Below are 11,701 nucleotides of genomic sequence, written 5' to 3' on the forward strand. Positions count from 1 at the left end.
TATATTTTTAAAGATAAAAATATAGAGGTGAATATAGATGGTTATTCAATTACAAAAAGGACAGAAAATCGATTTAGGTAAGACAAGCCCTGGTTTAACAAAAGCAGTAATTGGTCTTGGATGGGATATTAAATCTTATGACGGTGGATCAGATTTCGATTTAGATGCATCTGCCTTTTTATTAGATGCAAACGGAAAATGTACGAAGGAAACTGATTTTATTTTCTATAATAATTTACAGTCTCCTTGTGGATCTGTTTTACATACAGGAGATAACCGTACAGGCGAAGGCGAAGGCGACGATGAGCAACTTGTTGTAGATTTGAAGAAGGTTCCAGCAGATGTTCATAAAATTGCTATTACAGTTACGATTTATGATGCAGAAGGCCGTAGTCAAAACTTTGGGCAAGTTGGAAATGCGTTTGTTCGTTTAGCGAATGAAGAGACGAATGAAGAAGTTCTTCGTTTTGATTTAGGGGAAGATTTCTCCATCGAAACAGCAGTTGTCTTTTGTGAATTATACCGTCATAATGGACAGTGGAAGTTTAATGCAGTAGGAAGTGGATTCCAAGGTGGTTTAGGTGCGCTTGTAAGAGCGTATGGCTTGGATGCATAGAAAGGAAACGATATTCGTTTCCTTTTTTTGACCTTTCTATAAATCTAGCAAAGAATAGGGGATAAAGGTAAGATGAGTATTTTGCAAGGAATCCTTGATACGTATGCTCAGTTTTTCGACTTGGACATGTGGATTAAAGTGTTGCAAGATCCAGTATCTTGGGGATTAATAGGTACACTTGTTGTACTTGAAGGGTTGTTATCTGCTGATAACGCACTTGTGTTAGCGGTAATGGTAAAACACCTTCCGGAAGAAAAACGTAAAAAAGCGTTATTCTATGGACTTATTGGAGCTTATGTGTTCCGCTTTATTGCGATTGGAATCGGGATGTTCTTAATTAAATTAGCATGGGTAAAAGTGTTAGGTGCACTTTACTTAGCGTGGCTTTCAGTTAAATACTTCATTGATAAAAGAAAAGGTAATGCAGAAGAAGAGGAATCTCATGGTATGAACCAAAATAGTATTCTCTTCAGAATGTTCGGTGTCTTCTGGGGAACAGTTGCGATGGTTGAATTAATGGATATCGCATTCTCTGTAGATAGTGTACTTGCTGCATTTGGTGTATCTAATGAAGTTTGGATTTTACTATTAGGCGGAATGCTAGGTATTTTAATGATGCGTGGTATCGCTGGTGTATTCTTAAAATTGTTAGAGCGTATTCCAGAACTTGAAACGACAGCATATATTTTAATTTTAATTATTGCAGCAAAAATGTTATTGTCTGTTATTCATATTGAAATAAGCCATACAGTGTTCTTCATTATTTTAGTTGTAGCATTTGGAGCAACATTTATACTTCACTACATGAAGAATTCTGGACAAGCTAAAGAAGAAGTAGCAGCTACTAAAGAAAACAATAAATAATTGAAATGGGTTTGCTCGTTTTGCGAGCGCCCATTTTTTATAACCAAAAATAGTTTATAATAGAAGAAGGACTTAGAAAAAACGTAAATGTTTTTGGAGGTGAACTGTTGTGTTTTCACGTTTTACACTTCAACCATATGCATTAAAAGATGAATCAGATTTAAAGCAATTTGAAGCGCTTTTAGAAAAACGCCCACAATATGAGCTGACAGAGAATGAGATGAAATTTAGTTATATAGCATGTCGAATCCTAGGCGTTCCTAATGATGTAGATGAATATTTTAATGAACTGTTTGATTATAGTGAAGCGAAAGGAATCGAAGTTTTACACGAACAAAATTTAAACAAAGTGATTGATTCAGAAAAGCTTCGTCATATTCAAGAAGTGTTCGGATTACATCAAGAAGCACCAAATGGTCTGACAGTAAATAGGTTAGTTGCACACTTATCTGGGAAACAACTTTTACCGAAAGTAGACAACCCTGATTTACAGCATTACATACATACGACGTTTATTGCATTATTGAAATTATATGAGAAACAACATAATCAGTCGTTAAAGACAGAAGGCTTCCGTCGTTTCTTAATCGACATAATTAAACTAAGCGAAAATTACGTAGCGAAGTGGTTCTCTACGATTAATTATAAGAAACAGATGCCACGTATCGTTTGGTATGGTGATGCACAGGAAAGCCGTATATATTTCTTATATTTTCTTATTATGCTCGGTTGTGATGTGCTTTATTATCACCCCGAAGGAAAAGATGGATTTGAAAATATTGATGAAGAGGGAAGAACTTTTATTGTGTCCCATCCGGGTCGCATTTCTCTTGAACCATTCCCTGATCGCCGCCGCGAGCGTGTTGCAACAGTAGCGTATCAAGCTTCGAAAGAAATTGAACAAGTACTTCACCACGATAATTCACTATTATATAAACCGTGGCAATTCCGTTCGTATACACCTGTAGCACGTACGTTAAAAACGACATATGATGAACTCTTTTTAATTACGAAAGAAAAGGCATTTGTACGTCCAACATTCTTTGTTGAAAATAAACATATTTATATTCCTTCTTTATTTGCGAAAATATCAGGCGTTTCAAAGAATGATAAAGAATATTTTCAACGATTAAAGGCTGTTACATCATTTGATAACAGTTTATTAATTAATACATTCCCGTTTACGAAAGAGCAAAAAGCAAACTTCCAATATCATTATCGAGATGCATTGGACCGAGCTGGAAAATTACATCCTGATCTAATTATGAATAGCCATTGGTGGCCGCATAAGCGTTTACCGGAAGGTTTACAACATGGGATTGCAGAGGCGATTATCCATACGTGCGAAAGTGAAATGTGCAAACCAATTGCGAAAGAGACGAAACAAGATGTAGCGCTATATGTTTTCGCACAACTTTCTCAAATACCACCCAATATTTTAGAACAGCTTGAGAAATTTGATTATTCACAAGATGTACCGAAAATTGTTATATTTAATAATGAGAAGAGCGGAGAATTAACTCGTTCTGACGCTGTTTTATTACTATTTTTAAATCAAATTGGAGTAGATGTATTCCATTTCAATCCCACGGGCAGAAACGATATTGAACCATATGTTGAAGCGGGAGCATTTGATTCCCATTGGCTTGAAGAAGTTAATTTCGATCTTGAGTTTCATGGTTCATCAGCCTATAAAAATTTATCACAAACAATAAAAGGACTATTTCGTCCATTTTTATAAGGAAAGGGAGAATACCATATGAATAACCCAGTCGTACTAGATTCGAAAACTGAATTGAATGAGCAAACCGCACAAGATGTTCGCTTGCAACTTAGACAAGATGCAGATGTGCAACGTATTTATAACGCAGTAGATATTAAAGATCAATTGGAATTAATTGAACTTGGAAAAGAACCTTCTATGGAAATTTCACGTTTTGCTGATCAAATTTTACATACAATGTCATTATCAAAGATAGAAGATTCTGGTGAATTGTTAAAGCAACTTGGTAAAATTATGGACAGATTTGATAGTAAAGACTTTGCAGAAGAAAAAAGTGGTTTCTTCTCGCGCATGTTCAAAAAAGCGGATAAAATGATAGAACAAATCTTTAGTAAATATCAAACGATGGGCCGCGAAATTGATAAGGTTTATGTGGAAATTACGAAGTACCAAGATGAGATGAAAAAATCAATTGGAACGTTAGATGGCTTGTATGAGCAAAACTTAAAATATTATTTAGACTTAGAGAAGTACGTAGTAGCAGGAGAAATGCTATTAGAGCGTTTAAATACAGAATTAGTTCCGATGTATGAAGAGCGCGTGCGTAATAATGATCAATTAGCAGGTATTGAATTAGAGTCGCTTAAAAACTCGGTTGAAATTTTAGAGCAACGTATTGATGATTTAGAAAAAGCGCGTATGGTTGCGCTACTTACAGCGCCGCAAATTCGCATGATTCAACGTGGTAATAATAAATTAATTGGTAAAATCAATACAGCATTTATTACAACGATTCCTATCTTTAAAAATGGTATTATTCAAGCAGTAAATGCGAAACGTCAAAAGCTTGTTGCAGATTCTATGGCTGAACTTGATCGCCGTACAAATGAATTACTTAAGAAAAATGCACAAAATATCGCAACGCAAAGTGTAGAAGTAGCGAGAATATCAGGTTCTTCTAGTATTAAGATGGAAACGCTTGAGGAAACTTGGAACATTATTTCAAGAGGTATGCAAGAAACACAACAAATTGAAGAACAAAATAAACGTGAGCGTGAAGAAAGCCGCAAGCGTATGGCTACATTAACGGAGAATATCAAAAAAGAATTACAAGGATAAATGAAAAGGCAATGAGGAATATTCCTCATTGCCTTTTAGTTTCTCTTCACTAATTTAATAATCTCATTCACAATAAGTGGAATGATACTCAATAAGAGAACAAATCCCCAATCTCGCATCGTTAATGCATGTACACCGAATATATTTGCAAGGGGCGGGATGGAGATGATACAAACTTGCATAAGAACACCGATAAGAAGGGAGAAAACTAAATATTTATTTGTAAAGATCCCAATTGAAAAAATTGATTTCGTTCTTGAACGCAAGTTAAATGAATGAACGAGCTGAGAAAAACTAAGGACGACAAATGCCATCGTTTGAGCGTGTAATAGAGCATCGTCATCAATTCGCTCTGGGAAAAGAGGGAATAAATTTGTATCTCCAGTATAGAATTTTGCTCCGGCGATAAAAGCTATTAGCGTTAAAAGTCCAATGATAACTCCATTGAAAATTAGGAAAGGAACGCTGCCACTAAATAAGCTTTCTTTTGCATGTCGTGGTTTTTCCTTCATCACATCTGGATCTTCAGGATCAACCCCAAGTGATAATGCAGGCAGTGTATCTGTAATTAAATTCACCCATAAAATATGAATAGGTCGTAGTGGTGTTGCCCAGCCGAGTAAAATTGCTAAAAATAAAGCGATAATTTCTCCGAAGTTACAAGAGAGTAGGAAGAGAATTGATTTTTTTATGTTGCGATAAATATTTCTACCTTCTTCAACAGCTTTCACGATAGATGAAAAATTATCATCTGTTAACACAACATCCGCTGCCCCTTTTGCAACGTCTGTTCCTGTAATGCCCATCGCTACGCCGACATCGGCTTGCTTTAAAGATGGTGCATCATTGACGCCATCACCAGTCATAGAAACGATATTTCCTTTCGCGCGTAATGCCTTTACAATTTTCACTTTATGCTCTGGAGAGACTCTAGCGAATACATTTAAATGATTAATTTTGCTAGCTAGTTCTGTATCAGAAATGTTATCTAATTCAGTTCCAATCATAATTTCCGATATTTCTTCAGCAATGCCAAGTTCTTTGGCAATTGCAAAGGCGGTATCTTTATGGTCACCAGTAATCATAACTGTGCGAATACCGGCTTTTTTACATTCTGTAATTGAATCTTTCACTTCAGTTCGTGGTGGATCAATCATACCGACAAGACCAATAAAGATAAGATTTTCTTCAAGATGATTTATATCCACATCGTTTGAATTGTATTGTTTAAATGCGAATGAAAGTACTCTTAAAGCTTCTTGAGACATTGCTCCGGCAGCTTCTAATATTTGATTTTTATCAGAATCAGTTAAAATCTCGATTTTGCCGTTTTTAAAAATATGGGTACATCGAGGTAAGAGCTTATCAATAGCGCCTTTCGTCATGCTATAGTAGCCTTCATCGTATGTATGTACGGTTGACATCATTTTACGATCTGAATCGAAAGGTACTTCGTTAACACGTTCATGTATTTTTTCTAAATGATCTTTTTGCATGTTAAAAGTGGTTCCAGCAACGAGAAGTGCAATTTCAGTCGGGTCTCCCGTTTGTGATTCGTTAGTGTAAGAAGCATCATTACATAGCACCATATTTTCTAACAATAGACGTTGCGTATCATTATTTACATTTAAACTTTCTAAGCGATCGTATGTGTTATCACTATAAAAGTGAGTAACGGTCATTTTATTTTGCGTTAACGTACCTGTTTTATCTGAACAAATAATTGTGACAGAACCGAGGGCTTCAACAGCTGGTAGTTTCCGAATGATAACGTTTTGTTTAATCATACGTTGCACACCAATTGCAAGAACGATGGAAACGATAGCTGGCAAGCCTTCTGGAATAGCTGCAACGGCTAAACTAATAGCAGTCATAAACATTTCTAACGTATCCCGGCCTTGTAAAAAACCGATGAGGAACATAGCGATACAAATAGCTACAGCGACAAAGCCTAAATATTTTCCGACTTGTGCTAAGCTTTTTTGAAGTGGTGTCATATCATCGTCTGCTTCATGTAAAAGGGTAGCAATCTTACCAATTTGTGAGTTCATTCCAGTTTCAACAGCAACACCGACGCCTCTTCCGTATGTTACAAGAGTGGACATAAATGCCATGTTTTTTTGATCGCCGAGTGGTACTTGCTCATCACTTTGCATGGAAGGGTGGTAGATTGCATCTTTATCAACAGGGACAGATTCACCAGTTAGAGCAGATTCTTCAACTTTTAAATTTGCGGTTTCAATAAGGCGTAAATCGCATGGGATATATCGTCCGGCGTCGAGCATAACGATATCCCCTGGAACGACGTGCTCAGATGGAATTTCTTTTAGTTCACCATTTCTCTTGACGATAGCTTTAGGTGTTGCCATCTTTTTCAATGCCTCTAAAGCTTGTTCTGCTTTCGATTCTTGGACAACACCGATAACAGCATTTAAAACTACAACAAGCGCGATAATACTGGCATCCGCCCATTCACCTACAAAGGCAGAAATAAGGGCAGCAATAATAAGGACATATACGAGGACGTCATTAATTTGGGCGAAAATACGCTGCCATAAAGTGCGTTTTTGTTTTGTAGCTAATTCATTAGAACCGTATTGCTTTAAACGTTCACTTACAATCTCATCTGTTAAACCGTGTTGTTCGTTTGTTTCTAGGTCAATCAATGTTTGATCTTTCGTCTTACTGTACCAATTGCTCATAAGTAAGCACCTCCAGTAAAAACAGTTAGCAATGGTAGTGTTGCTATTATTTGTGAGTAGTATGTATGGAGAAAAAATCTAAGGTGAGGTTCTACTTCTATTGTACAATATTTTACAGTTGGTTGAGGGAAAGAGAAGAGTTGTCATGAATTTGTTGGAAATAAAAAAGAGCCTCATATAAGAGAGGCTTTTTTACTTTTTAATTAATGTACCTAATTCTTCTGTAATAGCTTGCATTTCACTAATGCTGAATGTTTCACGTTTCATAACATGATCATAAATGTCACGTAAATCTTCGTACATTTCTTCGTTAAAACTAGCAGCTCTCATCGCTCCAGCATTAACCATACGTAATTTTTCTTTAATAGCTTCGACCATGTATTCAACGTTTTCTTCTGACTTTACGGATAAATCCACCGAAGTGTCCCCCTTTAAAATAACATAAGGCTATCTTAACATTTTTTATCATTTTCGTTAATGGATCTTTTCAATCCTATTAAATTAGTAGGGATTTCCTTTATATTTCATAATTGGTTGTTTATACTATAAGTATATATGAAGAAATGCACCAAGAAGGGAAGAAACAAAAACATGGTTCAAGTATTGTTTGTTTGTCTTGGGAACATTTGCCGTTCTCCGATGGCAGAAGCGATTTTTCGAAATCTTGTCGTAAAAGAGGGACTTGAAGAGAAAATTGTCATTGATTCTGCAGGAACTGGAGATTGGCATGTTGGCCATCCGCCACATAAAGGAACACAAAAAATTTTAAAAGAAAATGCAGTCACTTTTGAAGGAATTAAAGCAAGGCAAGTAGAAAAAGAAGACTTAACAAAGTTTGATTATATTATTGCCATGGACAACAAGAATATAGCAGATTTAAAAAGTTTAGGTAAAACTGGAGGCTATATTGGTAGGCTGTCCGATTTTGTTCCAGACGGTGGCTGGACAGACGTTCCTGACCCTTACTATACAGGGAATTTCCAAGAAGTATATGACCTTGTAACAGAAGGGTGTGCAAAGCTATTAGCTTTCATTCGAAATGAACAAGGAATATGAGGAAGCTTAGAAAGAAATACTTTCTAACATAAGAAATGAAAGGGTGAAGGAATATGGCAAAGAAAAATAATATTGCTCGAAACATTGCGATTGGTGTAGCGGCAGGTGTAGCTGTATCCATGTTAAAGAAAGAAAACCGTGAAAAAGTAAAAAATACAGCAGAAAAAGCAAAAACAAAGATGATTGAAATTGGTGAAAATGCAAAGATCAAAGAAAAAGTGCAAACTGTTACAGATAAAGGACGCGAACTTGCTGATTTCAATGTGGTAAAAGCGAAAGTAGCAGAAATTAAAAAATTAACGCCATCTGTTGTAGAGACGTTAAAAGAAACGAAAGAAATTTTTAGTAAGAAAAAAGTTGAGCCAGAAGAAAAGCCAGAAACGATTGAAATTCAAGCTGTATCTCCAAAGGTAGATGAGCTGAAAGCAGAAGAAGAGCCAGTAGTTGCTGAAGATGGTGGTATGAAAGAAGCGCGTGAATTATTTATAAAAGACTCAAATGCAGTGGAAAAAAAAACTGAAGCGTACATTGAGTTAAAGCAAGATAAAGAAGAGAAGAAAAGCGTTTAAACATATATGAGAAAAATTTTAGAAAAGGTGAGAAGAAATCGTACTTATTCGTTTGGTAAAGATTTATATGACCGGACGATGCGCGATGATGTAGCGGGCTTGGCAGCACAGCTCGCTTATTTCTTCTTGCTTGCAATTTTTCCTGGGCTCGTTTTCTTAATTACGCTTCTTGGATTTATTCCCATTCAAACAGAGGATGTGCTTAGTTTATTAGAGGTTTATGTACCAGATGATGCAATGAACTTAATTGAGGTAAATGTAGATAAAGTTGTAAACCAGCAAAATGGTGGTTTATTATCATTTGGTTTATTATCCATGTTATGGTTTGCCTCAAATGGTGTTAATGCGGTTATGAATGCTTTTAACCGCGCTTATGACGTAAAGGAAACACGTTCTTTTATTACAACAAGAGCGTTATCAATTGTGTTTACATTAGCTATTATTTTTATGATTGTCTTTGCGTTAATTGTTCCGGTATTCGGACAAGTTATTGGAGCAGCAGTGTTTAAAGCACTCGGTTTATCAGATAGTTTTTCTTTCGTATGGAGCATTACACGATTAGTAGCGAGTTTCTTCGTACTATTTGCTTTGTTTAGTTTCTTATATACATTTGCACCAGATCGAAAGTTAAAAAGAAGAGAAGTTATTTCAGGGGCGTTATTTGCTACTGTAGGATGGATTGTGGTGTCTTACTCATTTGCTTATTATGTAGATAAGTTTGCGAATTACGCCAATACATATGGTGGTCTCGGTGGTATCATTATTTTAATGTTATGGTTTTATTTAACTGGATGGGTAATTTTACTTGGCGGTGAAATTAATGGTTTACTCCACCATTATAGAACCGGTGACAATAATTCCCGTAATGAATAATGAGTTCTTGTTCCATAATAAAAAGGAACAGGGGGGATATTTCATGAGTAATAATAAAAAGAACCATAATAATAAAAGTAATAATAAACAAAAGAGCAGTTCGCATCCAAAGCATAAAACGAGTAGCAGTGCGAACGGTCATAATAGCTATCACTAAAAAAAACGGGTCCTCTATGAGGGACCCGTTTTATTTGCTTCCTTTTAGTAATCGTAAGCCATTCAAAATGACAAGAATCGTACTTCCTTCATGGCCAATAACACCGAATGGAAGAGCTAAAAATTGCAAGAAGTTTGAACAAATTAGCATGGCAATAACGGCTAGCGAAAAGATTACGTTTTGCTTCACAATACGGTTCATTCGTTTTGATAAACGAATTGCTTGGGAAAGGCGAGATAGTTCGTTCTTCATCAGTACAACATCTGCAGTTTCTAAAGCTACATCTGTTCCTTCCCCCATTGCGACACCAATGCTAGCAGTAGCTAGGGCAGGTGCATCATTTATACCGTCTCCAACCATTGCTACTGTACCGTATTTTTCTTTTAACTTTTTAATCGTTTCAACTTTTGTTTCTGGTAAGCATGATGCATAATATTCCTTTATATTACTTTCAGAGGCAATTGCTTTTGCCGTTTCTTCATTATCTCCAGTAATCATAATTGCTTCGACACCAATGCTTTGTAAATCACGAATAGCAGCTATTGTTTCTTGGCGAAGCGTATCTTTTAAAGCGATAAGTCCAAGAATGCCTCCCTCATCACTAATATAAACGACAGTTTTACCTTCTTTTTCAAGTGAGGCAGAAATACCATTATGAAATGTCTTTGTTTCTTCACCGATAAAATCAGCTTTACCTATTTTATAAGCGTTGTTTTCCAATATTCCTTTTAGACCAAAACCAGTTACATCTTCAACCTTTTCTGGTTTTTTTAAAGTAATGTCGTACGCATGTTGTGCATATTTAACAATGGATTCAGCTAAAGGATGTGTAGAGTGACTTTCAATTGATGCTGTAATATAAAGTACTTCTTTTTCTGTTATATTTTCTCGAACATATACATCTGTTACGGTAGGTTTACCTTCTGTTAATGTTCCTGTTTTATCAAACGCGATTGCTTTCACAGAAGCAAGGCGTTCTAAATGTATACCGCCTTTAAAGAGAATACCGTTTCTCGCTCCGTTAGAAATGGCTGATAACGTAGCTGGTGTAATGGCAGCTACGAGCGCACAAGGAGATGCGACTACAAGTAAGATCATAGCGCGATAAAACGTTTCATTCCAGCTCCAGTCAAGTAAGAAATGAGGAACGAACATCATAAGCGCAACAACGAGTAGTACACCTTTTACGTATGTTCCTTCAAACTTTTCAATGAATAGTTGTGATGGTGATTTTTCACTTTGTGCACTTTGGACGAGACGGATAATCTTTTGGAATAATGTTTGATCGCTCGGCTTCGTAATTTTAACTTCGATAGCACCACGTAAATTTACAGTACCGGCAAATACTTCATCGCCATGTCTTTTCTCATTTGGAATAGGTTCTCCTGTGATTGCTGCCTCATCGATATTTGTTTCACCGTTATGAATCGTACCGTCAGCAGGAACACGTTCACCGGGTTTAATTAAAATAATGTCGTTAATTTGTAACTCTCCAACCGGAACACGTTCCTCAGTTCCGGTGGAAATACGTAATGCTTCTTCAGGCTGTAAGTCAAGAAGAGCGGAAATTTCTTTTTGGCTCTTACTTAACGTATAAGATTCCATAGCACCGCTGAGTGCAAAGATGAAGATTAAAATAGCCCCTTCTGCCCAGTAGCCAATAATTGCAGCACCAATAGCTGCAAAGAGCATTAGCATTTCAACATTTAGCTCTTTTTCTTCAATCGTATCTTCAATTCCTTCTTTTGCTTTTGCATATCCACCAACTATATAAGCAAGGATATAGCAAGTAATACCTACATTCATTGCATCGTTCTTTGTAAATAACCAACCAACTAAAATAAAAATACCAGATGCTACTGCAAATACAAGTTCATAATGTTTTTTTAATGTGTCCCATAAAGAGGGATGAGAAATTGTTTCTTTTGCGTGTAACGTTTTTACTTCTGAGTTCATTACTACTCGCTCCTTCCGAATTCTTATTGAGAAAAATAATCAAAATCGAAACCCCTATAAAACGAC

10 protein-coding genes are annotated in these 11,701 nt (G+C 36.1%); 7 read left to right on the forward strand and 3 right to left on the reverse strand.

The window, feature by feature from the left end:
- Positions 1 to 37: 37 nt before the first annotated feature.
- The 4 genes from MHH27_RS02680 (at position 38) to MHH27_RS02695 (ending at position 4,322) form a co-directional block, all read left to right on the forward strand.
- Positions 38 to 616 carry a TerD family protein gene (locus MHH27_RS02680; RefSeq protein ID WP_000236649.1) on the forward strand — a complete coding sequence of 193 codons (579 nt, stop codon included), beginning with the start codon at positions 38 to 40 and terminating at the stop codon, positions 614 to 616.
- Between the two features lie 72 nt (positions 617 to 688).
- Positions 689 to 1,480 carry a TerC family protein gene (locus MHH27_RS02685; RefSeq protein ID WP_098236005.1) on the forward strand — a complete coding sequence of 264 codons (792 nt, stop codon included), beginning with the start codon at positions 689 to 691 and terminating at the stop codon, positions 1,478 to 1,480.
- Between the two features lie 109 nt (positions 1,481 to 1,589).
- On the forward strand, positions 1,590 to 3,221 hold the full coding sequence (locus MHH27_RS02690; RefSeq protein ID WP_340941585.1) for a YceG family protein: 1,632 nt from the start codon (positions 1,590 to 1,592) through the stop codon (positions 3,219 to 3,221).
- An 18-nt stretch (positions 3,222 to 3,239) separates the two neighbouring features.
- Complete coding sequence (locus tag MHH27_RS02695) at positions 3,240 to 4,322, forward strand: toxic anion resistance protein (protein ID WP_098236004.1); 1,083 nt, start codon at positions 3,240 to 3,242, stop codon at positions 4,320 to 4,322.
- Positions 4,323 to 4,357: 35 nt separating this feature from the next.
- On the opposite strand, the gene MHH27_RS02700 is transcribed toward MHH27_RS02695, so the two are convergent.
- Both MHH27_RS02700 and MHH27_RS02705 read right to left on the reverse strand, forming a co-directional pair.
- Positions 4,358 to 7,024, reverse strand: coding sequence for a cation-translocating P-type ATPase (locus MHH27_RS02700; RefSeq protein WP_098236002.1), 2,667 nt, complete (start codon positions 7,022 to 7,024; stop codon positions 4,358 to 4,360).
- A gap of 192 nt (positions 7,025 to 7,216) precedes the next feature.
- The gene (locus MHH27_RS02705; RefSeq protein WP_000366196.1) at positions 7,217 to 7,441 is read right to left on the reverse strand and encodes a DUF1128 domain-containing protein; all 225 of its coding nucleotides are present in this window, start codon (positions 7,439 to 7,441) and stop codon (positions 7,217 to 7,219) included.
- Between the two features lie 174 nt (positions 7,442 to 7,615).
- Here MHH27_RS02705 and MHH27_RS02710 point away from each other — a divergent pair, with 174 nt between their 5' ends.
- Genes MHH27_RS02710 through MHH27_RS02720 form a run of 3 tightly spaced genes read left to right on the forward strand, consistent with a single transcriptional unit; the run spans position 7,616 to position 9,522 of the window.
- On the forward strand, positions 7,616 to 8,080 hold the full coding sequence (locus MHH27_RS02710; RefSeq protein ID WP_000250916.1) for a low molecular weight protein-tyrosine-phosphatase: 465 nt from the start codon (positions 7,616 to 7,618) through the stop codon (positions 8,078 to 8,080).
- A gap of 53 nt (positions 8,081 to 8,133) precedes the next feature.
- Positions 8,134 to 8,649, forward strand: a complete 516-nt coding sequence (locus MHH27_RS02715) for a DUF4075 domain-containing protein (RefSeq protein WP_001085387.1) — start codon at positions 8,134 to 8,136, stop codon at positions 8,647 to 8,649.
- Positions 8,650 to 8,655: 6 nt separating this feature from the next.
- Positions 8,656 to 9,522, forward strand: coding sequence for a YihY/virulence factor BrkB family protein (locus tag MHH27_RS02720; protein ID WP_001226536.1), 867 nt, complete (start codon positions 8,656 to 8,658; stop codon positions 9,520 to 9,522).
- A gap of 187 nt (positions 9,523 to 9,709) precedes the next feature.
- Here MHH27_RS02720 and MHH27_RS02725 read toward each other — a convergent pair whose 3' ends face one another.
- Positions 9,710 to 11,635 carry a heavy metal translocating P-type ATPase gene (locus tag MHH27_RS02725; protein ID WP_001083755.1) on the reverse strand — a complete coding sequence of 642 codons (1,926 nt, stop codon included), beginning with the start codon at positions 11,633 to 11,635 and terminating at the stop codon, positions 9,710 to 9,712.
- Positions 11,636 to 11,701 lie beyond the last annotated feature (66 nt).

The organism is Bacillus sp. FSL L8-0152 (genome assembly GCF_038006365.1).
Taxonomy (GTDB): Bacteria; Bacillota; Bacilli; order Bacillales; family Bacillaceae_G; genus Bacillus_A; species Bacillus_A cereus.

Excerpts from the sequence above, each read along its gene's own strand:
- MHH27_RS02685 (WP_098236005.1), top strand. The coding sequence starts at position 689 with ATGAGTATTTTGCAAGGAATCCTTGATACGTATGCTCAGTTTTTCGAC.
- MHH27_RS02700 (WP_098236002.1), bottom strand. The coding sequence starts at position 7,024 with ATGAGCAATTGGTACAGTAAGACGAAAGATCAAACATTGATTGACCTA.
- MHH27_RS02710 (WP_000250916.1), top strand. The coding sequence starts at position 7,616 with ATGGTTCAAGTATTGTTTGTTTGTCTTGGGAACATTTGCCGTTCTCCG.
- MHH27_RS02695 (WP_098236004.1), top strand. The coding sequence starts at position 3,240 with ATGAATAACCCAGTCGTACTAGATTCGAAAACTGAATTGAATGAGCAA.
- MHH27_RS02680 (WP_000236649.1), top strand. The coding sequence starts at position 38 with ATGGTTATTCAATTACAAAAAGGACAGAAAATCGATTTAGGTAAGACA.
- MHH27_RS02720 (WP_001226536.1), top strand. The coding sequence starts at position 8,656 with ATGAGAAAAATTTTAGAAAAGGTGAGAAGAAATCGTACTTATTCGTTT.
- MHH27_RS02725 (WP_001083755.1), bottom strand. The coding sequence starts at position 11,635 with ATGAACTCAGAAGTAAAAACGTTACACGCAAAAGAAACAATTTCTCAT.
- MHH27_RS02715 (WP_001085387.1), top strand. The coding sequence starts at position 8,134 with ATGGCAAAGAAAAATAATATTGCTCGAAACATTGCGATTGGTGTAGCG.